The sequence below is a fragment of the Ruegeria sp. PrR005 genome (assembly GCF_010500245.1).
GTDB classification, from domain to species: Bacteria; Pseudomonadota; Alphaproteobacteria; order Rhodobacterales; family Rhodobacteraceae; genus Ruegeria_B; species Ruegeria_B marisflavi.
Genome location: NZ_JAAGOX010000055.1, coordinates 169,715 through 193,982, shown reverse-complemented (window position 1 = coordinate 193,982; position 24,268 = coordinate 169,715). Strand labels below are relative to the sequence as shown.

At 61.8% G+C, this 24,268-nt stretch carries 25 protein-coding genes and 1 pseudogene; 17 read left to right on the top strand and 9 right to left on the bottom strand.

The window, feature by feature from the left end; all coding sequences use genetic code 11:
* Positions 1-205 precede the first annotated feature (205 nt).
* The 6 genes and pseudogenes from G0P99_RS22260 (at position 206) to G0P99_RS24865 (ending at position 5,556) form a co-directional block, all read left to right on the top strand.
* A complete protein-coding gene (locus G0P99_RS22260; protein WP_164132680.1) occupies positions 206-871 on the top strand; it encodes a hypothetical protein in 666 nt (221 codons plus the stop codon).
* Positions 872-933: 62 nt separating this feature from the next.
* The gene (locus G0P99_RS22255) at positions 934-2,250 is read left to right on the top strand and encodes a PQQ-like beta-propeller repeat protein (RefSeq protein ID WP_239059909.1); all 1,317 of its coding nucleotides are present in this window, start codon (positions 934-936) and stop codon (positions 2,248-2,250) included.
* A 49-nt stretch (positions 2,251-2,299) separates the two neighbouring features.
* Positions 2,300-3,775 (top strand): ribosome biogenesis GTPase Der, encoded by a 1,476-nt coding sequence (gene der, locus G0P99_RS22250; RefSeq protein ID WP_164132679.1) that lies wholly within the window; start codon positions 2,300-2,302, stop codon positions 3,773-3,775.
* 168 nt (positions 3,776-3,943) lie between these two features.
* Complete coding sequence (locus G0P99_RS22245; protein WP_164132678.1) at positions 3,944-4,930, top strand: fatty acid desaturase; 987 nt, start codon at positions 3,944-3,946, stop codon at positions 4,928-4,930.
* Positions 4,931-5,013: 83 nt separating this feature from the next.
* Positions 5,014-5,169, top strand: a pseudogene (locus G0P99_RS25125) (helix-hairpin-helix domain-containing protein); the annotation flags it as partial.
* 132 nt (positions 5,170-5,301) lie between these two features.
* A complete protein-coding gene (locus tag G0P99_RS24865) occupies positions 5,302-5,556 on the top strand; it encodes a hypothetical protein (protein WP_239059908.1) in 255 nt (84 codons plus the stop codon).
* Between the two features lie 34 nt (positions 5,557-5,590).
* Here G0P99_RS24865 and serS read toward each other — a convergent pair whose 3' ends face one another.
* The 3 genes from serS to G0P99_RS22225 form a co-directional block, all read right to left on the bottom strand.
* Positions 5,591-6,883, bottom strand: a complete 1,293-nt coding sequence (gene serS / locus G0P99_RS22235) for a serine--tRNA ligase (RefSeq protein ID WP_164132676.1) — start codon at positions 6,881-6,883, stop codon at positions 5,591-5,593.
* 128 nt (positions 6,884-7,011) lie between these two features.
* Positions 7,012-7,428, bottom strand: a complete 417-nt coding sequence (locus G0P99_RS22230) for an SET domain-containing protein (RefSeq protein WP_164132675.1) — start codon at positions 7,426-7,428, stop codon at positions 7,012-7,014.
* A gap of 162 nt (positions 7,429-7,590) precedes the next feature.
* Positions 7,591-9,225, bottom strand: a complete 1,635-nt coding sequence (locus tag G0P99_RS22225) for a mechanosensitive ion channel family protein (RefSeq protein ID WP_164132674.1) — start codon at positions 9,223-9,225, stop codon at positions 7,591-7,593.
* 177 nt (positions 9,226-9,402) lie between these two features.
* Between G0P99_RS22225 and yajC the strand changes: the two genes are divergently transcribed.
* From yajC to G0P99_RS22175, 10 genes are all read left to right on the top strand, one after another.
* Positions 9,403-9,687 (top strand): preprotein translocase subunit YajC, encoded by a 285-nt coding sequence (gene yajC / locus G0P99_RS22220; protein ID WP_164132673.1) that lies wholly within the window; start codon positions 9,403-9,405, stop codon positions 9,685-9,687.
* 33 nt (positions 9,688-9,720) lie between these two features.
* Positions 9,721-11,382, top strand: a complete 1,662-nt coding sequence (gene secD / locus G0P99_RS22215; protein ID WP_164132672.1) for a protein translocase subunit SecD — start codon at positions 9,721-9,723, stop codon at positions 11,380-11,382.
* Position 11,383: 1 nt separating this feature from the next.
* The gene (secF, locus tag G0P99_RS22210) at positions 11,384-12,352 is read left to right on the top strand and encodes a protein translocase subunit SecF (protein ID WP_164132671.1); all 969 of its coding nucleotides are present in this window, start codon (positions 11,384-11,386) and stop codon (positions 12,350-12,352) included.
* Positions 12,353-12,420: 68 nt separating this feature from the next.
* Positions 12,421-13,176 (top strand): TSUP family transporter, encoded by a 756-nt coding sequence (locus G0P99_RS22205; RefSeq protein WP_164132670.1) that lies wholly within the window; start codon positions 12,421-12,423, stop codon positions 13,174-13,176.
* A gap of 1 nt (position 13,177) precedes the next feature.
* A complete protein-coding gene (locus G0P99_RS22200; protein ID WP_164132669.1) occupies positions 13,178-13,531 on the top strand; it encodes an Mth938-like domain-containing protein in 354 nt (117 codons plus the stop codon).
* Positions 13,532-13,673: 142 nt separating this feature from the next.
* Positions 13,674-14,288, top strand: a complete 615-nt coding sequence (ccmA, locus tag G0P99_RS22195) for a heme ABC exporter ATP-binding protein CcmA (protein WP_164132668.1) — start codon at positions 13,674-13,676, stop codon at positions 14,286-14,288.
* Entirely contained in the window at positions 14,285-14,941 is a 657-nt protein-coding gene (gene ccmB / locus G0P99_RS22190) for a heme exporter protein CcmB (RefSeq protein ID WP_164132667.1), read from the top strand. The genes ccmA and ccmB overlap by 4 nt, the downstream gene beginning before the upstream one ends.
* A gap of 45 nt (positions 14,942-14,986) precedes the next feature.
* Complete coding sequence (locus G0P99_RS22185; RefSeq protein WP_164132666.1) at positions 14,987-15,760, top strand: heme ABC transporter permease; 774 nt, start codon at positions 14,987-14,989, stop codon at positions 15,758-15,760.
* Positions 15,757-15,915, top strand: coding sequence for a heme exporter protein CcmD (ccmD, locus tag G0P99_RS22180; protein ID WP_203583213.1), 159 nt, complete (start codon positions 15,757-15,759; stop codon positions 15,913-15,915). The genes G0P99_RS22185 and ccmD overlap by 4 nt, the downstream gene beginning before the upstream one ends.
* Entirely contained in the window at positions 15,908-16,444 is a 537-nt protein-coding gene (locus G0P99_RS22175; protein WP_164132665.1) for a DsbE family thiol:disulfide interchange protein, read from the top strand. Before ccmD ends, G0P99_RS22175 begins: the two co-directional genes overlap by 8 nt.
* A 6-nt stretch (positions 16,445-16,450) precedes the next feature.
* Here G0P99_RS22175 and G0P99_RS22170 read toward each other — a convergent pair whose 3' ends face one another.
* The gene (locus tag G0P99_RS22170) at positions 16,451-16,735 is read right to left on the bottom strand and encodes an antibiotic biosynthesis monooxygenase family protein (RefSeq protein ID WP_164132664.1); all 285 of its coding nucleotides are present in this window, start codon (positions 16,733-16,735) and stop codon (positions 16,451-16,453) included.
* 182 nt (positions 16,736-16,917) lie between these two features.
* The gene (gene acnA, locus G0P99_RS22165; protein ID WP_164132663.1) at positions 16,918-19,608 is read right to left on the bottom strand and encodes an aconitate hydratase AcnA; all 2,691 of its coding nucleotides are present in this window, start codon (positions 19,606-19,608) and stop codon (positions 16,918-16,920) included.
* A 252-nt stretch (positions 19,609-19,860) separates the two neighbouring features.
* Between acnA and G0P99_RS22160 the strand changes: the two genes are divergently transcribed.
* Entirely contained in the window at positions 19,861-20,568 is a 708-nt protein-coding gene (locus G0P99_RS22160) for a thioredoxin family protein (protein WP_164132662.1), read from the top strand.
* On the opposite strand, the gene G0P99_RS22155 is transcribed toward G0P99_RS22160, so the two are convergent.
* The 4 genes from G0P99_RS22155 to G0P99_RS22140 form a co-directional block, all read right to left on the bottom strand.
* Positions 20,569-21,495, bottom strand: coding sequence for a lysophospholipid acyltransferase family protein (locus G0P99_RS22155; protein WP_164132661.1), 927 nt, complete (start codon positions 21,493-21,495; stop codon positions 20,569-20,571).
* A gap of 9 nt (positions 21,496-21,504) precedes the next feature.
* A complete protein-coding gene (locus G0P99_RS22150; protein ID WP_164132660.1) occupies positions 21,505-22,359 on the bottom strand; it encodes a DMT family transporter in 855 nt (284 codons plus the stop codon).
* Positions 22,360-22,455: 96 nt separating this feature from the next.
* On the bottom strand, positions 22,456-23,541 hold the full coding sequence (locus G0P99_RS22145; RefSeq protein ID WP_164132721.1) for a flagellar motor switch protein FliG: 1,086 nt from the start codon (positions 23,539-23,541) through the stop codon (positions 22,456-22,458).
* A gap of 115 nt (positions 23,542-23,656) precedes the next feature.
* Positions 23,657-24,211, bottom strand: coding sequence for a tetratricopeptide repeat protein (locus tag G0P99_RS22140; protein ID WP_164132659.1), 555 nt, complete (start codon positions 24,209-24,211; stop codon positions 23,657-23,659).
* Positions 24,212-24,268 lie beyond the last annotated feature (57 nt).

The following is a 24,268-nucleotide window of genomic DNA, read 5'->3' as shown; positions in this document are numbered from 1 at the left end:
GAACACAGCCACTTGTGGATTGAGAAATGGGGTTTGGGCTGTCCGGTGTCCAGACTGAACTGGGCAGTTCAGTTTAAATTTTTGAGCAGTGCGGCGCAAGTGCATGACCAACAGTCACGTTCGCGGTCTTGGCTTGCCCGAAGGGGCGCGTTATGAGGGTTTGATATGCAATGCACTATGAACCGAAAGACAGACAGGGACCGGAATGAGCGACACTGACAGTTTCATCGATGAGGTCACCGAAGAGGTTCGCCGTGACCGCATGTTCCTGCTGCTCAAAAGATGGGGCTGGGTTGGAGCGCTGGCGGTGGTCACCGTTGTTGGCGGCGCGGCGTGGAACGAGTATTCCAAGGCGCAGGCGACAGCAAAGGCGCAGAGGCTGGGCGACGACATCATCGCGGCACTGGCCTCGGATGATGCAGCCGGACGCGCTGCGGCGCTGAGCCAGGTCGAAACGGACACCGCGGGTGGTTCGGCTGTACTTGGCATGCTGACCTCCGCGGCCGAAAGCGCGGATGACAAGGCAGCGGCGGCGCTGCGGCTGGAGGCAATCGCCACGAACGGCGATCTGCCCGAAATCTATCGTGAGATCGCAGGGTTCAAATCGCTGATTCTGCAAGCGGACACACTATCCGCTGCCGATCTGCGCCAGCGTTTCGAGGCGCTGGCCCGGCCCGGTGCGCCGCTGCGCCTGCTTGCTGCCGAGCAACTGGCTTTGATCGACATCGCCCAGGGCGACGTGGACGCGGCCCTGGCTCGCTTGCAGGCCATCCGCGAGGACGCGGAAGTCAGCGCAGACTTGCAACAGCGCGCAACTCAGTTGATGGTGGCGCTGGGGGCCGATCCAGCTCTGCTGGCGCGGCAGGGCTGATACCGAGCATGCGGACGGCGGCGAAGGTGCGGAACAAGAACGATAGACAGGCGAGTTCGACCATGGTGACCAGATCATTCTCCCGGATCGGGGCAGCGCTGATGGGTGGCGCATTCCTGCTGCTTGCGGGATGCGACGAACCAGAGGTGATCCTGCCCGGCGTTCGCGAAGATATCCGCCCTGCGGCGGAGGCGGATGAGGTCAACCAAACACGCGCAATCAAGCTGGCGGCGCAGCAATCCAATGCCGAATGGGCGCAGAGTTTCGGAACGCCTGCGTTCCGCACGGCGCATCCCGCCTTGCGGTCGTCGCCGCAGTTGATCTGGTCGGTGCCAATCGGGTCCGGCGACAGCAAGCGGCAACGCATCACCGCTGATCCCGTGGTTGCGGGCGGCCTGGTCTATACCCTGGACAGCGCCGAGCGCGTGTCGGCCGTGACGCCGGGTGGTGGACTGGTCTGGCAGACCGACCTGATCCTGCCGGGCGAGGCCGAGGGGCAGGCCACGGGGGGCGGTATGGGCTATGCCGATGGCGTTCTCTACGTTTCCTCGGGCTACGGCAATCTGACGGCGCTGGACGCCAAGACGGGGACGGTGCGCTGGCGGCAGAAGCTGAATGCGACCGGTTCGGGGTCGCCGACCATCCGCGATGGGCTGATCTATCTCGTGGCCGGGGACGATACGGCTTGGGCCGTTAACACCAAGGATGGCCGGATCGCCTGGCAGATCCAGGCCACGCCGAGCGTCGGCAACGTTCTGGGCGCGCCAGCACCCGCGCTGAGCAGCGATCTGGCGGTCTTCGCCTTTGGCTCGGGCGACCTTGTCGGGGCTTTCCGCAAAGGTGGCGTGCGGCGCTGGGGCGCCTCGGTCACCGGAGAGCGCAAGGGCCGCGCGGCGTCGCGCATCGGTGACGTGACCGGCAGCCCCGTCATCGTTGGCAGCACATTGTACGCGGGCAACCATTCCGGCCGCACCGTGGCCTTTCGGGTCGACAATGGCGAGCGCCTCTGGACAGCGACCGAGGGTGCGTTGGGGCCGGTTTGGCCCGCTGGTGACAGCATCTTCCTGGTCAGCGACCGCAACCAGATCATTCGGATGAATGCCACCGATGGCAGCGTGATCTGGGCCCAGGACCTGCCGGGGTTTGTCAAGGACAAGCCCAAGAAGCGTGGCGCGACCTATGCGCATTACGGGCCGGTGCTGGCGGGTGGTCGGGTTATTGTCGCCTCGAACGACGGGTTTCTGCGGCTTTACAACCCCGAGGACGGCGCGTTGTTGCAGCGCATCGAGGTTCCCGGCGGGGCCACCACCGGGCCGGTCGTGGCGGGCAGCACGCTCTATGTTGTGGGCACAAAGGGCCAACTGCACGCTTTCCGTTGACGCGCGGACGCGCTATAGGGCGCGTCTGAGTCTAGAAAAGTAGAGTGCCATGTCTCTGACCCTCGCCATCGTGGGGCGGCCCAATGTGGGCAAATCCACCCTGTTCAACCGTCTGGTCGGAAAACGGCTGGCGCTGGTCGATGACCAGCCGGGCGTGACCCGCGACCTGCGCGAAGGGCAGGCACGGCTGGGCGACCTGCGCTTTACCGTGATTGACACGGCGGGGTTGGAAAACGCCACCGACGACAGTTTGCAGGGCCGGATGCGGCGGCTGACCGAACGCGCGGTCGACATGGCCGATGTCTGCCTGTTCCTGATCGACGCGCGGGCCGGTGTCACCCCCAATGACGAGATTTTCGCTGATATCCTGCGCCGCCGCTCGGCCCATGTGATCCTGGCCGCCAACAAGGCCGAAGGCGCGGCGGCCGATGCCGGGGTACTGGAGGCCTATGGGCTGGGCTTGGGTGAACCGATCCGCCTGTCGGCCGAACATGGCGAGGGGATGAACGACCTTTATTCGCGGCTGATGCCATTGGCCGATGCGATGGAGGAAGAGGCCGAAGATCAGGCGCCCGAAACGGATGTCGACGTCGCGGATGATGGCGAGGACGAGGAAGACACCGAAGCGCGCGCGAATGAGCCGCCAGCCATAACTGCCGAAAAGCCCCTGCAAGTCGCTGTGGTCGGGCGCCCGAACGCGGGCAAGTCCACGCTGATCAACAAGATCCTCGGCGAGGAACGGCTATTGACCGGCCCCGAGGCTGGGATCACCCGGGATGCCATTTCGCTCCGCATCGACTGGGATGGCACGCCGATGCGGATCTTTGACACCGCAGGTATGCGCAAGAAGGCCAAGGTACAGGAAAAGCTGGAGAAGCTGTCGGTCAGCGACGGCTTGCGCGCGGTCAAGTTCGCCGAGGTTGTCGTGGTCCTGCTGGACGCCGCCATTCCCTTCGAGCAGCAGGACCTGCGCATCGCCGACCTGGCTGAGCGCGAGGGGCGGGCCGTGGTCATCGCGGTCAACAAATGGGATGTCGAGGAAAACAAGCAGGACAAGCTGCGCGAGCTGAAGGAGAGCTTTGAGCGCCTTTTGCCCCAGTTGCGCGGGGCGCCGCTGGTCACGGTATCGGCCAAGACCGGGCGCGGGCTGGACCGGCTGCACGATGCCATCCTGCGGGCGCATGCGGTCTGGAACCGGCGCATCCCAACCGCGGCCCTGAACCGCTGGCTGATCGGGATGCTGGAACAGCACCCGCCGCCCGCGCCGCAGGGCAAGCGGATCAAGCTGCGTTACATGACACAGGCCAAGACCCGGCCGCCCGGGTTCGTGGTGATGTGCAGCCATCCCGACAAGATGCCGGAAAGCTATTCGCGCTACCTGGTCAACGGGCTGCGTGCGGATTTCGACATGCCGGGCACGCCGATCCGGCTGACCCTGCGGGGACAGGGCGACAAGAACCCTTACAAGGGGCGCCGAAAGAAGAATGCCGGTGCTTTGACCAAGCATCTCAAAGCGCGGTCTTAAGACCCAAGAACTGCTACATATTTTCGCAAGGGGCGTGACAGCGCCCCTTGCTTCGCGATAGCATTTGCCCATCCGAGGCAACTGGTCTGCACATGTCTTGTTTGTGGGCCGCGCCTTATTAAGTTGTGTTGAAGTAAGTTGATCGGCCAGGTCTGGGGAGCGGACTGCATGGATCTGAGGGCCTATACACGCCAATTCGCCGTCCAGGACAATCGCTTGGCGGGGATGAGCTATTTCGGGACATTCGTGGTGTATTTTACCGCGCTCTATCTGGCGATCGCCTATGTGGATCGCTGGTATGTACTGCTTCCGGCGGGAGTGGTCTTTGCCTTTGCCGCTGTGCGTCTCTACGTCTTGCAACACGATTGCGGTCATCACTCCCTGTTCGAGACAAGGCGTCAGAACGAGATCGCCGGTCATGTCCTGTCGCCGTTTACCTTCGCGCCTTTCGAGGTGATGAAGCAGAACCATAATCTGCATCACTCGGGCGTCGGCAATCTTGAGCATCGGGAAACCGGCGAGATCCACACCATGACCCTGCGGGAATGGAAGGCGGCCGACTGGAAAACCCGCCTGATCTATCGGCTGTATCGCAACCCGTTCATCCTGATCCCGCTAGGCGCGGCGTTCACCTATTTCATCCGCTACAGATGGCCCAAGAATGCGGCTCGGTTCGGAGCGTTTGGGGTCATCGCGCACAATGGCGCCATCGTGGTTTTCCTGGGCTTGCTGTGGTGGATGGCCGGAACCACTGGCGTTCTTGTCTGGCTGGTCTTCTCGTTCCTGGGCGGAATGATGGGCGTGTTTCTTGTCTATCTTCAGCACAATTTCGAGGACACTTACTGGGATCGCCGCCCCGATCTCGACCCGCAGCTGGCGGCGTTGCAGGGGTCCTCGGCGCTGGATTTCGGATGGTGGTTCGACAATGCCGTGGCCTGTATCACCTTGCATGACATTCACCATTTCAATGCGCGAATTCCCTCTTACCGGTTGCGAGCGTGCCATTACGGGTTACCGCCCGAGTATGCGCCGCGCCGGATCAAGTTCGGCGAAGCGGTTGCGGCTCTGAACCTCAAGCTTTGGGACGAAGACGCACGGCGGTTGGTGCCGTTTCCCCCGGCGCGTCGTCTGGTCAACACCCAGGCCGCCGGTTAGGTAAAGCAAGGTCGCGGTTCAGGCGGTCCTGAAAGGCAAAGATCTAAAAGTTTCTGGAATTGGTAGGTAAGACGAGATCTGAAATGACATCGGTGAACGAAATTGAGGGCGTTGGCCCGGCTTTGGGCAAGTTGTTGACAGAGGCGGGGTTCAAAAACGCTGAGGCCATCGCAAAGTCCAGCCTGGAGCAATTGCGCGCGATACCGGGGATTGGCGCGGCCCGGGCGGCCGCGATCCTGTCCGCTGCCAAAGCGCTGGTGAACAGCGCTTCGGCGGGCAAGGCGGCTTTGGCAAGAACACCCTCTCAAAGGCGAAATCCGGTTGCACGGTCCAGCCGCCCGTCCCGGGGCAAGTCGCCTCGCAGTGCTCCCGTGGTGCTGGTTCAGCGGGCCGTGCCAGCGCGCAGCGAGACAGAGATCGCGCAAGCGGATGCCGCAGCGGTGGCGGAAATGACCGAGGACGAGGCCAAGGACAAGAAAAAGGCCAAGGCTGCGGCCAAAGAAGCCAAGGCCAAGCAAAAGAAAAAAGACTTCGAGGAAAAGATCAAGAAGGCCAAGGAAAAGGTCAAAAAGAAGTCTGACAAGAAGAAGAAAAAGAAGAAGGCAAAGAAAAAGGCGAAGAAGTAAATTCTCCGCCTTTTGGGTCCGGTGCTGATGGACGTCAGACCAGGGTGCCGCCCAACGCGAGGGTCAGCTTTCCCCCCAGGTAGGGGGAAAGTGCCTCGGGCAAGGTGACGGTGCCGTCTTCGTTCTGACCGTTCTCCAGCACCGCGATCAGGCAGCGCCCCACGGCAAGGCCCGAGCCGTTCAGCGTATGAACGAACTGCGGCTTGCCGCCATCGGTGGGTTTGAAACGGGCGTTCATGCGCCGCGCCTGGAAATCGCCACAGGTCGAGACCGAGCTGATCTCGCGATAGGTGTCCTGACCGGGCAGCCAGGCCTCGATGTCGTAGGTGCGGCGGGCGCCAAACCCCATGTCGCCGGTGCAGAGCACCACGGTGCGGTAGGGGATGCCCAGCTTTTCCAGGATACCTTCGGCGCAGCGCAGCATGCGTTTCTGCTCCTCATCCGACTTGTCCGGATGAGTGATCGAAACCATCTCGACCTTTTCGAACTGGTGCTGGCGCAACATACCGCGGGTGTCGCGACCTGCCGACCCTGCCTCGGACCGGAAGCACAGCGAATGCGCTGTGTAGCGGCGGGGCAGATAGTTTTCCTCGATCGTGCTGCCATTGACGATATTGGTCAGCGACACCTCGGACGTTGGGATCAGCCACCAGCCCTCGCGGGTCTGATAGCTGTCTTCGCCGAACTTTGGCAACTGGCCAGTGCCCTGCATCATCTCGGACAGCACCAAAACCGGGCCATTGACCTCGGTCAGACCGTTTTCGGCGGTGTGGGTGTCGAGCATGAACTGCGCCAGCGCGCGGTGAATGCGGGCGACACCACCCGAGAGCAGAACGAACCGAGCGCCCGACAGTTTGGCGGCGGTTTCGAAATCCATCCCGTTCTGGACGGCGGGGATTTCGAAATGCTCCTTGGGAGCAAAAGCAAAGCTGCGGGGAATGCCCCAGCGGTTGATCTCGACATTGTCGGCCTCATCCGCCCCGTCTGGTACATCATCGGCGGGCAGGTTGGCGATGCGCGACAGCATGTCAGCCAGTTGAGTGTCGAGGTCTTTTGCTTCGGCCTGCATCTGGGCTATTTCGGCCTTTTTCTCGGTCACCAGGGCGCGCAGGCGCTCAAACTCGGCCTCGTCACCACGTGCCTTGGCGGCGCCCACTTCCTTGGAAGCCTTGTTCTGTTCGGCTTGCGCGGTTTCGGCCGCCAGGATGCGCGCACGGCGCTCTTCGTCCAGAGCCAGGATCTGCGACGACACCGGCGCATCTCCGCGGCGCGCCAGGGCGGCGTCAAAGGCTGCGGGATTTTCGCGAATGGCGCGGATGTCGTGCATGGGTCTGGTCCTCGAAAGGTGAATCACTGCACGGCGTTATGCACCAAATGCGGGCCGGGGTGTAGCGCCCTCGGAACCCAAGTGCTGATAGTGGGGGGCGCGGGTTCTGCGCAGCCCCCTTACTGGTCTCAGTTGAGCATTGCTTGCGGCGGCACCAGTTTGTGGCGCGGCGGGTACATGCGGATTTCGCCGGTCATGAAATCGGCATAGTCGCGGGTCAGTTCGGTTCCGGCCGGAATATCCGTCAGCGCGATGCCCCAGATCCCATCCGAATAGTCCAGGTTGGGATACATGGAATGGTTCATGAAGCGGCCTTCGTCGCCTTCGAGCATCCGGTATCCAGGGCGGTGTATGTCGGGGTAGCTGTAGCGCTCCAGAAACTCGCGGACATGCGGTTCGACATTGTCGATCTTGGCTTCTGGGAAGGTGACATCGAGCATCCTGTCGTGCCGCCAGACCTTGTCGCCGCGTTGTATGTCGTCATGGCAAAACACCCCCAGCCCTTCGATTTCGGAGGGGGCGAGATAGCAGCGCACCATCATCATGCGCCTGTTCCTTCTAGCAGATTGGCCGGGCCGCCTCCCGGTCTGGAACACCAAAGTATTTTCGTTGCGCACAGCGGTTTGCGCCAGAAAATCAAGGCACTGATTCGCGTCGCAACGCAACGGAAATCCGTGCATTTCGTCGTGCTGCACCGTGACCGTCCGCTAGGCCTTGGAGTGTTCTTTTTCACCGCTGTCCTGATGGGCCAGCTTGCCATCCCAGGGCGCCGTCGCGACCTTGGCATCAGGCGGGTCGGCGACATAGGACGGGGTCATGATCTGGACGCCGTTTTCCGTAAACACATCAAGTATGTTGCGATGAAGATCGGATTTTATCCGAGGAATGATCGCACCTTGGGTCGTGTAGGCGTTGATCTGATAATTGACGGCATAGTCCGCGAGCGCCGCCCAGAGCACGAAGGGGGCAGGACGGTTCTTTAGGCCATTGGTACGTCTTGCCGCCTCGATCAGCATGGCCTCGACCTTTTCGGTGGGCTCCTCGTAACCGATGCCCACAGTCGTATGAACCAGAAGGCCGTTGGCGTCGGCATGTTTGGAATAGTTGACGACTTCGGAATTCAGCAGCTGTGCGTTCGGAATCGAGATCAGCTCGTTCTTGATCGAGCGCAGATGCGTTTCCATCATCTTGATTTCGACCACATCGCCCAGGTGCTCGCCGATCTTGATGCGGTCTCCGATCGACGTGGACCGGCGATAAATCACGAAGAGTCCCGAAATCAGATTGTTCATGACCGAGTTCGAGCCGAGCGACAGCATCGCCCCGACAAGAATGGTCAGCCCCTGAAAGGCAGCCGATTCCGATCCGGGGATATAGGGAAAGGCAAACACCAGAGCGATCAGGATCAGAATGGCCCGGACGATGTTGAATGTGGGAATGACCCAATGCCGTTCGAAGTTGCCGATTTCGAAACTGCCCGCTTCGACCGCCTCGAAGAAGATCCGCAGGCCACGGATGATGTATTGCGTGACAGCCGCGATGATCAGCAGCGTGACGAGATTGGGAAGGTAGTTGAAGAAACCAAGGACGATGTTCAGAACCGGCCGGGTGACATAGGTCAGCAGAAGCTGAGCCACGTAACGCGTCTCGGCAAAAGCCAGAAGAATGAACGACAGGTAGTAGTAGACGCCCAGGAAGAAGATCGACAACAGGACGAAGTTGATCCCGAACCGGATCAGCGCGGCGATGGCATCGGCGCGAACATGGGCCCGGGTGGCGGACTCAACCTCGGCTAGGTTTCTGTGGACCAGTCTTGTGATCCGGGTGTTGAGGAACCTGCGGAGAAGGAAGCCCAGGAAGGTGAAGAGCGCAAAGGCCAATGTCCAGCCCAGGGCATAGATCGCGCCCTCGATCCGGGCCTTGTCGGATCGTTCCGACCTGTAGGACAAGATCGCCTCTTTAATGACCTTGGCATGCACGTCGGCCAGCAACGCTAGGTCGATCTTTTCCAGTGCGGCGTCGGCTTGTGTGACCGTCAGGATCTCAACGCCATCCGCCAAGATGACGAAACCAAAGCGTTCTTCTCGTTTCTGGATGTTGACGGTATTGCTGTTAGAGGCCGTGGCAACCTGAACAAGCCGTTCATGTACCTCCAGCGCGCGCCGTTCGGCGGGCATGCCGCTGACGCCGCGCAAAAGGAAAAGCTCGGACCCGTCCAGGATGACAGGGGCCTGAAACACACCCGACGACATTGGCGCCGATGTCGCTGTCTCCTGTGCCGATGCCACCGATAAACAGAGTGTCTGAACAACAAGTACCGCTATCACCAACAGGCGGATCATGGCTGGATTTCCCCTCAGCTGTCGAACCGACTATACCTGTGGATTGAAACCTGACCAGAAGGGAAAATGCGCAAAGAAACCTGCTTTTGTGCTCGACTTGCAAAGGAACGGTTCTGCGCATAGGTTCCCGGCGAAATCTGCGGGGCTCTCCCGCCAGCCAGCACAAAGGATTCTCCCATGGAAGGTGGCGCAATCGCCCAGTTTCTCCCGCTTATCCTGATCTTTGCGATCATGTATTTCCTGCTGATCCGTCCGCAGCAAAAGAAGGTCAAGGAACATCAGGCGATGGTGGCTGCGCTGCGTCGCGGCGATCAAGTGATCACCCAAGGCGGTCTTGTCGGCAAGGTCGTCAAGGTCAAGGACGATGGCGAGCTTGAAGTCGAGATTGCCGAGGGCGTGAAAGTGCGTGTCGTCAAGGCGACCATTGCCCAGGTTCTGAACAAGACCGAACCGGCAAAGTGAACTATCGCCTCAACCTCCTGAAAAGGCAGGGTAATGCTGCAAATTGATTCCTGGAAGAGGGTGCTGGTTCTGCTGGTCTGTGTGGCCGGTCTGCTGCTGGCCCTGCCGAACGCGTTCTACACCCGCGTCGAACAAAGCAATGACGCCCGTGCGGCGATCGAGGTTCAGGGCGAAACCGCCGAGCTGACCGAGGCGGCAGGGCAGTGGCCGTCCTGGATGCCGTCTTCGCTGGTCAACCTTGGTCTGGACCTGCGCGGCGGCGCTCATCTGCTGGCCGAAGTGCAGGTGGCGGATGTCTATGAGGCCCGCATGGATGCCATGTGGCCCGAAATCCGCAACGCGCTGCGCGGCGAACGGGACACGGTTGGTACAATTCGCAAGCAGCCGTCCCCAGGAGACGAGATTCGGATCAAGATCAGCAAGCCCGAAGGCATGGCGCGCGCTCTGGAAGTGGTTCGCGGTTTGGGCCGCCCGATCCAGACACTGACAGGGGCCGGATCAAACGATATCGAGGTGCGCGGTACAGGCGACGAGATCGTCGTGACCCTGAGCGAAGCCGAGAAGCTGGCCACAGACGACCGGACAGTCCGACAGGCGCTGGAAATCGTGCGCCGCCGTATCGACGAGGTGGGCACACGGGAACCGACCATTCAACGTCAAGGGGCGGACCGGATTCTGATCCAGGTGCCGGGTATCGGCAGCGCCGGTGAACTGAAGGAAATCATCGGCACTACGGCGCAGCTGACCTTCAATCCCGTGGTGTCGCGCGGCACGGATGCCGAGGCGCGCGCTGAAGTCGGGCAAAAGGTCATCCCGGCCCTGGACCAGCAAGGTGTCTTCTACACCGTCGAAGCGGCTCCGGTGGTCACCGGCGAAGAATTGGTAGACGCACAGCCCGCCTTTGACCAGAATGGCCGGCCGGCGGTGAACTTCCGCTTCAACACGTCGGGTGCGCGCAAGTTCGGCGACTATACTCGGGACAATATCGGGGCGCCCTTTGCCATCGTGTTGGATAACGAAGTTATCAGCGCTCCCGTCATCCAATCCCACATCCCCGGTGGTTCGGGTATCATCACCGGCAACTTCACGGTCGAGGAAAGCACCAACCTTGCTGTCCTTTTGCGCGCCGGGGCTCTGCCGGCGGGTCTTGAGTTTCTGGAAGAGCGTACAATCGGGCCGGAACTGGGACAGGACAGCATCGACGCGGGCAAGGTCGCCACGGTTGTCGCCTTTGTCGCGGTTCTGGGCTTTATGTGGGCCAGTTACGGTCTCTTCGGGATCTTTGCGAATGTGGCGCTGATCATAAACGTCGGGTTGATCTTTGGCCTTCTCAGCGTGATTGGCGGGACACTGACGCTGCCAGGGATTGCCGGTATCGTTCTGACCGTCGGTATGGCAGTCGATGCCAACGTTCTGATCTTTGAACGTATCCGGGAAGAGCTGAAAACCGCCAAAGGCCCGGCACGCGCCATCGAACTGGGTTATGAAAAGGCACTAAGCGCCATTCTGGATGCCAACATCACCACGTTCATCACCGCCGTGATCCTTTTCGCAATGGGCTCCGGCCCTGTGCGCGGCTTTGCCATTACCCTTGGTCTGGGGATCCTGACCTCGGTTTTTACCGCGATTTTCGTCACCCGCCTGTTGGTGGTGATGTGGTTCGAACGTCGCCGCCCCAAGACGATCGAGGTCTGACATGCGCTTGAAACTCGTCCCGGACGAAACCTCGTTCGACTTTTTCGGCCGCTGGAAGCTGTGGCTGGGCATCTCGGCCCTGATGGTGGTGATCGGGTTTGCGTCCTTTGCCCTGCAAGGACTGAACTTCGGCATCGACTTTCGCGGTGGCACAACGATCCGCACGCAAAGCACCCAAGCCATCGACGTGGGCGTTTATCGCGACGCTATCGCACCGCTTGGTTTGGGTGACGTTACCATCACTGAGATTTTCGACCCGACCTTTGGCCCGGATGAAAACGTGGCGATGATCCGCATTCAGGCCCAGGACGAGGCCGAGGCGGTCAGCGCCGAGACTATTGCCGCTGTCGAGGCGGCACTGGCCGCCACGACCCCGGATATCGAATTCGTGTCGGTGGAATCGGTTGGCCCGAAGGTATCGGGCGAACTGATCCAGACGGCGGTTCTGGCTGTCTCCCTGGCGATTCTGTCGGTTCTCGTCTACATCTGGCTGCGGTTCGAATGGCAATTCGCCGTGGGGGCGGTTGCTGCGCTCATTCATGACGTGGTCCTGACAATCGGTGTCTTTTCCGAGCTTCAGATCCGTTTCGATCTGGCCATCATTGCGGCGCTTCTGACCATTGTCGGCTATTCGCTGAACGATACGGTGGTCGTGTTTGATCGGGTTCGGGAAAACCTGCGCAAATACAAGAAGATGGAGCTGAAGGACCTGTTGAATCTGTCGATCAACGAAACCCTCAGCAGGACGTTGATGACCTCGCTGACGACACTTCTCGCGCTGATCTCGCTGTACGTGCTGGGCGGTGATGTGATCCGCGGTTTCGTGTTTGCAATGATCTGGGGGATTATTGTCGGTACCTATTCGTCGATTTTCGTGGCGTCGACCATCCTGCTTTGGCTGGGAGTCAAGCGCGACTGGTCGAAACCGACGAACACCACCGGCAACCAGTTCGCCGATATCGACGCCTGATGCTGGCGTCATACCTGCGCCGCCGCTGGCACTAAGGTCCGGTGGCGGAACAGGTAAGGGTGGCTGTCATGGTATTCGGATCGGGCTTGCCGCTTTCTGAAATGTGGATACTGGTCGGCGCGGCATATCTTGCCGGGCTGGTCCGGGGGTTTGCCGGTTTTGGGACCGCGCTGATCTTCTTGCCCTTCGCCGGTATGGTTCTGTCACCCGTACAGGCGATCACGGTCTTGGTGCTGATGGACATCGTGGGCCCCTTGCCGATGCTGCCACGCGCTGCCCGCCACGTGGACAAAGGCGATCTTGCCCGTCTGCTGGGGGGGGCGGTTGTCGCATTGCCGCTGGGGCTCTATGCCCTGTTCCTGCTGGATTCGCAGGACTTCCGCTATCTGGTGTCCGGTGCCTCCCTGATCATGCTCACCGGTCTTGTCCTGGGCTGGCGCTATGCCGGGGCGCTGCCCCCACGCGCGGTTGCCGTGACAGGCGCAGCATCCGGCTTTCTCGGGGGCGTGGTGGGCGTTCCTGGACCACCTGTGATCTTTGTCTACATGGCCAGCCCAAAGCCTGCCACGTCGATCCGGGCCAATATCACGTTCTATTTGTTTGGCTATGACTGGATGGTTCTTGCGATGATGGGGCTGGCCGGGCGGCTCGATCCGGGCTTTCTGGTGACCGGTCTGATGTTGATCGTGCCGAATATGCTTGGCACTGTGTCCGGCGCGGCGCTATTCGTACCCGGGTACGAGCGGGCCTACCGGCTGGCGGCCTACGGGTTGATCCTGGGCGCGGCTCTGTCGGGGCTGCCCTTCTGGAGTGCAGGAGAATGAAATGCGCTTGACCGAAATGAACTACAGCGACGCGCAGCCGGTCGACGGTTATGGCCCGGGTTTCTTTCGGATTGGCGGCGTTGTGCGGCAGGGTGCTGTGCTGACTGGCGCGGAAGGAACCTCCGCCTGGGGCGGATACGAGGATGCGGCGCCTTTGCTGGCGCTCGCGGGCCGGGTGGACGTACTGTTCATCGGCACGGGCGCCGAGGTTGCGCATATCCCGTCTGCGCTGCGTGCGGCGCTGGAAGGGCAAGAAATTGGTGTCGAGGTGATGAGTTCGCCCTCCGCCTGCCGCACCTATAACGTGCTCCTGTCCGAAGGCCGCCGGATCGCGTTGGCAGTTTTGCCTGTCTGAGCGCGCTTCACTTCATTTCGCTAGAAATACTCCGGGGAGCGCGAGGGGCTGGCCCCTTGGCTGTGCCTGCTGGCGGGGCTCTGGCGGTGGATACGTCATTTCCAGCCTTTTGCCCCCGGCACCAATGAGATAAGCGGAAGACATGACACTTACCGTCACCGATCTTGCTATTGCCCGCGGCGGCATCCCCGTGCTCGAGGGGCTCACCTTCACGCTCGAGCCGGGCCAGGCTTTGATTCTGCGCGGTCCAAACGGTGCGGGAAAGACAACCCTGTTGCGCACTCTGGCGGGCCTGCAACAGCCGCTGGCGGGTCGCATCGACGGGGCAGAGGACCGGATCGCCTATGCCGGGCATTCCGACGGGCTGAAACCAACGCTTAGCGTGACCGAGAACCTGACATTCTGGGCCTCTGTATTTGGCGGGCGCGACATCGGTCCGGCCCTGGAGGCCTTTCGCCTGGGCGATCTGGCCGACCGCCATGCGGGAAACCTGTCAGCCGGGCAAAAACGCCGCCTGGGCCTGTCGCGGCTTCTCGTCACCGGACGGCCGATCTGGATGCTGGATGAACCCACCGTATCGCTTGATCGCGAGGCGGTTGCAATGTTTGCCGGCGCGGTGCGGACCCACCTGGCCCAGGGCGGGTCGGCCTTGATCGCCACCCATATCGACCTTGGGCTTGACGGTACCATCCTGGACGTGGGGCCTTACAAGGCCAAGCCGGTTCTGGACAGCGATTTCGATGGAGGTTTCCTGTGATCGCTCTGTTGAAACGCGACCTTGTGCTGGCGCTGCGCGCCGGTGGCGGGTTCGGGCTGGGCCTTGCCTTCTTTCTGATCGTGACGGTTCTTGTGCCCTTCTCTGTCGGGCCGCAATCGGCGCTGCTTGGTACCATCGCGCCGGGGGTGTTGTGGCTGGGGGCCTTGCTGGCTTGCCTCCTGTCACTCGACCGTCTGCTGGCGCTCGACTGGGAGGACGGCACACTCGACCTGTTGGCGACGGCGCCTCTACCGCTGGAATCGGTGGTCACGATCAAGGCGCTGGCGCATTGGCTGGCGACCGGCTTGCCCCTTGTGCTGGCCGCGCCGGTGCTGGGCGTGCTGCTGAACCTGCCCGGGCCGGGTTTCTTGTGGATGGTGATCTCGCTCGCCCTTGGTACCCCGGCGCTCAGCGTCATCGGCACATTTGGCGCGGCGCTGACCGTTGGGCTGAAACGCGGCGGACTGCTGTTGTCGCTCCTCGTGCTGCCGCTCTATGTCCCAACCTTGATCTACGGGGCCGAGGTCGCGCGCCGTGGCGCCGAGGGCATGACGGTGGCAACTCCGCTGATGATGCTGGCAGGGATCAGCGCCGCGGTGATCGCGCTTTTGCCCTTTGCCAGCGCCGCGGTGCTCCGCGTCAATCTGCGTTGACGCAAGTCAATTGAGAATGCCTCTGCTTCGGACTAGATAGGGCCCATGTCGATATCAACGAGACTCAATGCGCTCTGGGAATATGCCAACCCGCGCAAGTTCCTGGCCACCACCGAGCGGGTGCTGCCGGTTCTATGGCTGCTCACGGCTGTCACGCTGATTGGCGGGCTTGTCTGGGGCTTCTTCTTCACGCCCGACGATTACCGGCAGGGATCGACGGTCAAGATCATCTATATCCACGTGCCCTCGGCCTTTCTGGCGACCAGTGCCTGGTTCATGATGCTGATTACCTCTCTGGTCTGGCTGATCCGGCGGCACCATGTCAGCGCGCTGGCCTCGCGCGCGGCGGCGCCAATCGGAGCGGTGATGACCCTGATCGCTTTGGTTACCGGGGCGATCTGGGGCCAGCCGATGTGGGGCACCTGGTGGGAATGGGACCCGCGCCTGACCTCGTTTCTGGTGCTGTTCCTGTTCTACCTTGGATACATGGCCCTGTGGGAGGCCATCGAGGATCCCGATACCGCAGCCGATCTGACCTCGGTCCTTTGCCTTGTCGGCTCGGTGTTTGCCGTGCTCAGCCGCTATGCCGTCTATTTCTGGAACCAGGGGCTGCATCAGGGGGCCTCGGTCCTGCGTGCCGGCGCTGTTGCCGGGACCGATACCACTGAAAAGGTCAGCAATGTCTATGCCTATCCGCTGCTGCTTTCGATGGCGGGCTTCTTCCTGCTGTTCGTGGCGCTGGTCTTCTACCGGACGGGGACCGAGATCCGCGCCCGCCGGATCAAGGCGCTGTTGGCGCGGGAAAGGGTAAACGGATGATTCCGGATCTTGGAAAATACGCGGGCACGGTGCTGTCCGCCTATGGCACATCCATCGTGCTGCTGGTGGCGCTGGTTGCGCTGAGCATTCGCCGGGGACGCAAGGTCCGGGCGGAAATGGAACGGGTCGAACAGAGGATGTCGCGCAATGGCTAAGGTTTCACCGCTGATGCTGGCGCCCCCGCTAATTTTTGGCGCGTTTGTGCTGCTGGCCGCGGTTGGGATGTTTCGCGACGATCCCCAGTCCCTGCCTTCGGCGCGTGAAGGGCAACCGGCTCCGGCACTTGCGATGACCGAGTTTCCGGGCGCGCCGGGGTTCAACGACGCGACACTACGCGATGGCGAGGTCAAGCTGGTCAATTTCTGGGCCAGTTGGTGCGCGCCATGCCGGGCCGAGCATCCCAGTTTGGAAAAGCTCGCCGCCGAAGGTATCCCGATCTATGGCGTGAACTACAAGGACAAGGTAGAGAACGCGCAAGGGTTCCTTGACGAGCTTGGCAATCCGTTCCGTGCCCTGGGCCGGGACGAACAGGGCCGGACGGGTCTCGACTGGGGCGTCTACGGCGTGCCCGAGACCTATGTCATCAAGGGTGACGGCACCATCGTGTTGCGCTTTGCCGGTCCGATCACAGCGCGGGTAATAGACAGCGCCATCCGCCCGGCACTTGAAAAATCGGCGGAGTAGGGCGTTTCAGGCAAGCTGGTAGGTGGCGAAATCCTGTTCGACCTCAAGGAACTCGTTGATTCTCAGAAAATCGCCCCGGTCGGCGCGCCAGATCAGATAGGCCTCAAGTGCATCGGGGTTCTCCCAGATATGGACGACGACCTGCTCATTTCGTTCTGCGGACAGCAATAAATATGCGTTGACACAGCCAGGAAAGGTGCGGGTTTCGGCCACCAGCGACCCGATCAGTTCGGCGAGCGCGGCGAATTTCCCAGCCAATGGCGTTGATTTGACGATGACAACTTCCTGCATCCAGGTCTCCCGTATAGGCGCAGGATCAGAGCAATCGATTAAGAAAAACTGAACAGCTCCGTGTTTGAAAGTCTGAGCTGAGATACCGCTGTCACAGCGCGCCGAGGTCGAGGCGCGGGGCACGCTGAAAAGAAAAGGGCGCCCCTTAGGGCGCCCTTGTTGTTTGACTGTGCAGCTCTGGATCAGCTGGCCTTGGCAAGGTTGCGCAGCACGTAGTGCAACACGCCGCCATTTTCGATGTACTCGATCTCGGGCGCGGTATCGATCCGGCACTTGACCTCGATCGTCCTGCTGCTGCCATCGGCATAGGTGATGTCGCAAGGCACGGTCTGAAGCGGCTGGATCGTGTCCAGACCACGGATCGAGACGGTTTCATCGCCTTTCAAGCCTAGCGACTGACGGGTGTCACCGCCGGTGAACTCGAACGGGATGACGCCCATGCCAACCAGGTTCGAGCGGTGGATACGCTCGAAGCTTTCGGCGATCACGGCCTTGACGCCCAGCAGTGCGGTGCCCTTGGCCGCCCAATCGCGCGACGAACCAGCGCCGTATTCCTTGCCGGCAAAAATCACCAGCGGAATTCCGGCCTCTTGGTAGGCCATAGAGGCGTCGTAGATCGAGGTCTGCGCGCCATCGGGGCCCTTGGTAAAGCCGCCCTCGACACCGTCCAGCATCTCGTTCTTGATGCGGATGTTGGCGAATGTGCCGCGCATCATCACCTCGTGGTTGCCGCGGCGCGAGCCATAGGAGTTGAACTCGCGCGGCTGAACCTGGCGCTCGGTCAGGTACTTGCCTGCCGGGGTGTCAACCTTGAACGAACCGGCGGGCGAGATGTGGTCAGTGGTGATCATGTCGCCGAGAATGGCCAGAACGCGGGCCCCCTCGATATTGGTGATCTCACCCTTTTCAGGGGACATGCCCTGGAAGTAGGGCGGGTTCTGGATATAGGTCGAGGTCGCGGGCCAGTCGTAGGTCTCGCTGTCGGTGGTCTCGACCGCCTGCCATTTGGCATCGCCCTTGAACACGTCGGCGTATTTCTTGAGGAACGCCTCGCGCGTCACGGTGGCGTGCACCAGGTCGGCGATTTCCTTGTTGGTGGGCCAGATGTCTTTCAGGTAAACCGGCTGCCCATCCTTCGAGGTGCCGAGCGGCTCGCTGGTCAGGTCGATGTTCATGTCACCGGCCAGCGCATAGGCGACGACCAGCGGCGGCGAGGCCAGATAGTTGGCGCGCACATCGGGGCTGATGCGTCCTTCGAAGTTGCGGTTGCCCGAGAGAACGGCGGTGGCAACAAGGTCGCCCTCGTTGATCGCCTTGGAGATCTCGGGTTGCAGCGGGCCGGAGTTGCCAATGCAGGTGGTGCAGCCATAACCCACGAGGTTGAAGCCGATGGCATCCAGATCCTCTTGCAGGCCAGCGGCCTCCAGATACTCGGTCACAACCTGGCTGCCGGGGGCCAGCGAGGTCTTGACCCACGGCTTGCGGTTCAGGCCCAGTTCACGCGCCTTGCGGGCAACCAGACCGGCGCCGATCAGCACATAGGGGTTCGAGGTGTTGGTGCAGGAGGTGATCGAGGCGATCACGACCTTGCCCGAGGACATGGTGTAATCCTCGCCTTCGACGGCGACTTCCTTGTCGGCCGGGCGCTTGAAGGTCTCGGTCATTTCGCGGGCAAACGCGGACTTGGCACCGGTCAGCGGCAGGTAGTCCTGCGGGCGCTTCGGACCCGAGATCGCGGGCACGATGGTGCCCATATCCAGTTCCAGCGTCGAGCTGTAGACCGGCGCATAGTTGGCGCCGCGCCAGAAACCGTTCTCCTTGGCATAGGCTTCGACCAGTGCGATGCGGTCCTCGTCGCGGCCGGTCTGGCGCAGGTAACGCAGGGTCTCGTCGTCGATCGGGAAGAAACCGCAAGTCGCGCCGTATTCGGGCGCCATGTTCGCGATGGTCGAACGGTCTGGCAGGGGCAGTTTGTCGAGGCCGGGGCCATAGAATTCGACGAACTTGCCGACCACGCCGTGCTTGCGCAGCATTTCGACCACTTTCAGCACCAGGTCGGTGGCGGTGGTGCCTTCGACCATCTCGCCGGTCAGCTTGAAGCCGACAACCTCGGGGATCAGCATTGAGATCGGCTGGCCCAGCATCGCGGCCTCGGCCTCGATACCGCCCACACCCCAGCCCAGAACGGCCAGGCCGTTGACCATGGTGGTATGGCTGTCGGTGCCGACCAGCGTGTCGGGATAGGCGACGGTGTCACCGTTCTGGTCGGTGTCGGTCCAGACGGTCTGTGCCAGGTATTCGACGTTGACCTGGTGGCAGATGCCGGTGCCCGGCGGCACAACGCGGAAGTTGTTGAACGCGTTCTGGCCCCATTTCAGGAAGGTGTAACGTTCGAGGTTCCGCTCGTACTCGCGGTCCACATTCATCTGGAAGGCGCGCGGGTTGCCGAACTCGTCGATCATGACCGAGTGGTCGATGACGAGGTCGACGGGGTTCAGCGGGTTGATCTTCTGCGCGTCGCCACCCAGGCCCTTGATCCCGTCACGCATCGCGGCCAGGTCGACCACGGCAGGCACGCCGGTAAAGTCCTGCATCAGCACGCGGGCCGGACGATAGGCAATTTCGCGCGGGTTCTTGCCACCCTTGGCGCCCCATTCGGCGAATGCCTTGATGTCCTCGACCGAGACCGAGAAACCGCCATCCTCGAACCGCAGCATGTTTTCCAGCACCACCTTCAGCGAGGCGGGAAGGTTCGAGAAATCGCCAAGACCGGCTTCGGTCGCGGCGGGAATGGAGTAATAGGAAATGGATTTGCCATTGACGCTGAGCGTGCGGCGCGTCTTGGCGGTATCCTGTCCGACTGTGATGGGCATCTTGGCCTCCCTCTGAAGGAACGTGGAAATGGGATTCGCTGCGGGTTATCTGCATCACGCCCGCCTTGTGTTCAAGCACCAAGACGGGGGGTGCGTCAATTATGGTATACCATTGCACACATGGGGTCGCAATACGCTGCATGCAACGGTATACAATTTCGTGTTGAACGCTCAAGCATCCTTGATTGGCTTCGTGATGAGGCCCGGCGTAGGGTTACAGAGAGGTCACTTGAACAGGAAAGACAACAGGCCATGAAAACTGCCGCCCTGCGCCTTGCGCTGACCATGCTGACGGCACTGGCCGTGTCAGGTATTGCCAGGGCCGAGCAACCGGTCGTGGTGGAACTGTTCACCTCGCAAGGATGCTCATCGTGCCCGCCCGCAGACGCGATCATGCATCGGCTGGCAGCGCGCGACGACGTGATCGGGCTGGCATTACATGTGGACTATTGGGATTACATCGGTTGGAAGGATGCCTTTGCCAGTCCGGCCCATACCTTGCGGCAGCAGGCCTATGCCCGGTCCGGCGGGCGCTCGATGATCTATACCCCACAGATGGTCGTGCAAGGGGTTGAGGACGTGGTAGGCGCGCGCGAGCCTGACGTGTTGTCGCTGATCGAAGCGCACAAGAAACAGCCTGCACTGGTCGATCTTTCGGTGGCGCGCGTCGGGCAAACACTATCGGTTTCGCTGGCTCCGTCCGGGGACAGTGTTGCAGGGGACCATGTGGTGCAATTGATCCGCTATACGCCGCTGCGCCACGCGTCGATCAAACGCGGTGAGCTTGCGGGGCGCGACCTGGACTATGCCAATGTGGTCGAAAGCCTGAGCGTCGTGGGCCGCTGGGATGGCCGGTCGCAGATGGACCTGATCGTCCCGGCCGAAGGTGACCTGCCGGCGGTGGTGCTGGTGCAGCAGGCTGGCGCCGGTCCAATCCTGGCCGCGGCGCGGGTCAAGTGATCAGGCGGCATCCGTTGTCGGCTGGGGTTCGGCGTCGAGCCAGAGTTTCCAGCGGCGGTGGATCCAGAACCATTGCCCCATGTGTTGGCGCACCATCTTCTCCAGGTCATCGTTGATGAACTGGGTCATTGTGGTGGCGTCGGTATGAGGCACGGGGTTGTGCAGAACGATCTCGAAATCCAGCCCGTTGGGCTTGCGTACCGCGTAGCAGGGGATCATCACCGCATCGTATTTCAGGGCCAGTTCTGCATTCAGAACCGAAGTGACCGCAGTTTGACCAAAGAAAGTCAGTTGCTCGCCGCCATGAGCGTGCAGATCCGAGACGATGGCGATGATCCCACCCTGTTTCAGAGACCGGACCATTTCCATCATACCGCGCCGTCCCTGTTCGAACATCGGCTCGCCGGTCTTGTGAAAAGCGTCTACGTAGATCTCGTTGAAATAGGGGTTGGCCATGCGGCGATAGAGGCAACCAATCGGTTTGCCGCCTCGGGCCTGCAATGCGACGCGCGCTGCGAGGTAATGGCCGAAATGGGCAGTGATCATCATTACCGGCTTGCCCGCTGCAACCGCAGCATCGAAGGCGGCAATGCCGGGGCCGGTGATTTCGGCGCCTTTCTGGCGCCGAGTGAAGCCTTCTGGCGAGAAATGCTCCATGATTGCGCGTCCCGCATTGTCCGGCACGGCGCGGCACAGGCGACGAACCTCGGTCTCGGGCAGGTCGGGGCAGGTTAGCGCAAGGTTGTCGCGGATACGCTTGCTGAATCCCACCAGCGGCCCGAGTCCGCTCATCAACCGGCCCATGGCGGCGATCCGCGTGTCATAGGGCAGCAACCGCATGCCGCCGATCAGTCCGCGCAGCACCAGGTATTGGGCATAATAGGACGCGCGCGCGCCACGGCTGAGTTCGGATTTTTCCAGGGGCATCGGGGTCTCTTACCGGCTGTGCATTTCGCGATGCCACACATATAGGCCCGCCCCCGCGATCACAAGCGCGCCCAGGACAGTCCAGATATCAGGATATTCGCCAAAAAATACAGCGCTCCAGACAGCGGCGAAACCCAGGCCGCAATAGGCATAGGGGGCCAGCATGGCCGCCTCACCCTGCGAAAAGGCGCGGATGAGGCTGAGCTGACCCATGGTGCCGAACCCAACGACCAGCACGATCAGGCCCCATCCGACCGTGTCTGGTGTCTGCCAATATGGTGGAACGATGAGACTGAGGATGATGGTGCCGACCAGTCCGGTATAGAGCAGCGAGGTCCAGACATCCTCGTCCGGGCCGACGCGGCGGGTAAGCAGCGCATAGGTCGAGTAGCAGGCGGCAGCGGCCAGCGGGAACAGGGCGGCAGGTTGGAACAGGCCCGTGCCCGGTCGCAGGACGATCAGCGCCCCGACCATCGCGATGGCGATGCCAAGGATGCGCCGCGGGCCGAGCGCCTCGCCCAGGAACAGCGCCGCGCCGAGGGTGATCAGCATCGGGTTGACCGCCATTAGCGCGCTGGCATCGGTCAGGGGGATGCGGCTGATACCGATGAAGAAGAACCAGGTCGCGCCCATCAGCATCAGAGACCGCAACAGTTGCAGGCGCGGGTATTTCGTACGCGCGACGCGGCGCAGCCGCGGCAGGACCAGCACCAGAACCAGCACCATCTGGCCGGTGTAACGCGCCCAGAGAGAGGGTATCACGCCGATGCGCGGCGCCAGTGCCTTGACCGACGCGTCCATCAGCGTGAAGAAAAGGATGGCGAGCACCATATAGACGATGGCCTGGCGGGAAGACTGGCTCATCGGGCGGCGCTCCGGGCCGGGAAAGCTAAATCGCTGAACATGTGAAGCTGATAGCGGCGGCGCCGCCCACTGTCCATGGCCGCTGTGCGCGGGTGCTCAGCTCTCTTCTTCGTCGGGGTCGATCAATTTCAGCGCGCCTTCCTCTTCCAGCGTTCGAATCCCGGCGATCAGTGCGGTCATCGCGGCCTCGCCATCGACACGCTTGATCTTGCCCTGTTCGCGGATTTCGTCGCGCAGGTTGTCTGCCATCCGGGCCGACATGTTGCTCAGAAGGAACTCGGCCACGGCGGCCTCTTCACCTTCGGTCGCGGCGGCCAGGGCGATCACCAGCTGATCAGGGTCTGCGACGCGGATGATGGCGGGCACGTCGCGCGTGGCGACGCGGCGGGGGATGTCAGCAAAAGTGAACAGCACCTTGCGCACCGAGACGGCAAAGGCGGCATCCTCTTCGTCCAGCGCGCTCATGACCTGATCACGGGTGGTTTGTGGCGACTGGTTGAGGATATTGCCCACCCGTTTTTCGGGCCGGTCGGCAAAGGCCAGGATTGGCCGTGCGTCGATCTGCGCAGCCAGCGACCAGCCGATCCTGTCAACCGCTTCGGGGGTCACCCTGCCTGTCTGCGAGATGGCATAGGTGATGCGCCGGGCCACCGGTCCAGGCAGTTTCCCCAACAGAGCCGCTGCCTTGGCGGTATCGAGCTTGGACAGCATAACGGCGGCGACCTCGGTGCTTTCCGCCTCGGCGATTTCGGCGAGTTCCTCTGGGGGCAGGGCGCGCAGACGTTGCCAGGGGTCGCCCATCTGGCGCACGCCTGCCTCGCGCCGCAGGCGCGCCGCGGTGGTCGGGTTGATCTTGCCGTCCATGGCAGACAAGGCGCCTGCCAGCCCATGGGGAAAGCTGAGGCCAATCCCTTCGAGCGCCTCGGCGAATTCCTCGGCCACCGCATCGAGCGTCACCCGATCGACCAGGCCCATGCTGCCCATCTGCTTGATCAGGCGCGCCTGCAAGTCTTCTGGCAATGCCTCCAGCGGAATGTCGGCCCCTTCGTTCAGCAGCAGACGTACCACAACGGCCGCCTTTTCCAGATTGGAAAGTGCGCGCGGAACGCGGCGAGGGGCGTCGTCGGGCCGCGCAACACCGCCGCGCGTCAACCGCGCGGGCGGAGTGTCGATGTCAAACATCTCGGCGTCCAGGGGCGCCAGCGCATTTCGGTCCTGCATCTGTCTGCGTCATCCATGATCAGAGTCGCAGTCAGGTTAGCGCCGGGGGCGTAAAGAAACGCTAAACCTGTGATGATCAGTAACGGTATGTCAGGCCGGTGCGGATCGCCTCGCGCAGCGAGACCTCGGCCCAGGTTCCCTCACCTCCGCGCGCCTTGATCTCGCGCCATTGGGCGATGGCAAGGTCGGTTTTGCCCTCTTCGACAAAGCCCTGGCCCATATAGCTGCGGGCGAGGATGTTGTCGGGATTGGCTTGGATAGCGGCCTGATAATAGAAAGCAGCGCGGTCCAGGTCGCCCATCTTGCGATGGGTGAAGCCCCAATAGGTCAGGACGCGGTCATCCGACTGGTCGGGCATCGCCGCCAGGACGCCCTGAGCATCGGTGTAGCGCCCGGCATAAGCCAGTTCCCGAACCGCGCCATAGAGCGTGTCGGTGTCCAGTGACGAATTCTTCGGTGCGACGCATTTGCCGGTCTTTTCATCCCAGACCTTCACGCCCTTGCAGGATTTGGTCGTCTGCGTCTCCTTGGGTGGGTTGGTCCATGTCGAACCGCCGCCGCTGTCGCTTCCGGCAGCAAAGGCGCTCAGAGGCAGGGCAGCGGCAAGGGCGATGACGGGAAGGAGGCGCATGGGGGATACTCCGAAACGAGAAAAAAAGTCACACCAGTTGCGTGTCGGGTGCAGCGA